This is a genomic window from Psychrobacter sp. Ps6 (assembly GCF_022129235.1).
Lineage (GTDB): Bacteria > Pseudomonadota > Gammaproteobacteria > Pseudomonadales > Moraxellaceae > Psychrobacter.
The window spans coordinates 1-492 of sequence record NZ_JADQAI010000075.1; the positions used below are offsets into that span (position 1 = coordinate 1).

Consider the following 492-nt stretch of genomic DNA (forward strand, 5'->3'; position numbering starts at 1 on the left):
ATCTAGCATACTTGCTAAAACATCAACAAATGGTACTTGTAATACTGCAGCCTTGAATAAACTTGGCTTTTTATTAATAGCAGCGGCTACTAATGTCCCCCCGGCACTGGATCCCATTGCTAGAATATCTCGATTTATTTTAGTAATAGATAGAGGGTATTGTTTCATTGTCTGAGCTACCGCAATAAAGTCATCAATACCTTTATTTTTATTTATACCCATCCCCATTTTATGCCATTTTTCACCTAAGAACCCGCCGCCTCGAACATGAGCTATTGCATAAATGGCTCCTCTATCGACAAGGGATATAATTTGGGGCATAAAGTATGGACGCATAGTGACACCGTACGCACCATAACCATATAAAATAACAGGAGAAGTGTCTGTTAGCTGATCTTTTCGGTAAATCAACGAGACAGGTACATCTATGCCACCATTTTTTACATGAATCTGAGTGGCAATATAATCTTTCGAACTAAAATTACGATATAC

At 38.0% G+C, this 492-nt stretch carries 1 protein-coding gene; it reads right to left on the reverse strand.

The genetic code is table 11. The annotated features are described in order from the left end of the window. The coding region (locus tag I3255_RS13820; protein ID WP_238039320.1) for a prolyl oligopeptidase family serine peptidase at positions 1-492 on the reverse strand (492 nt) is incomplete at both ends.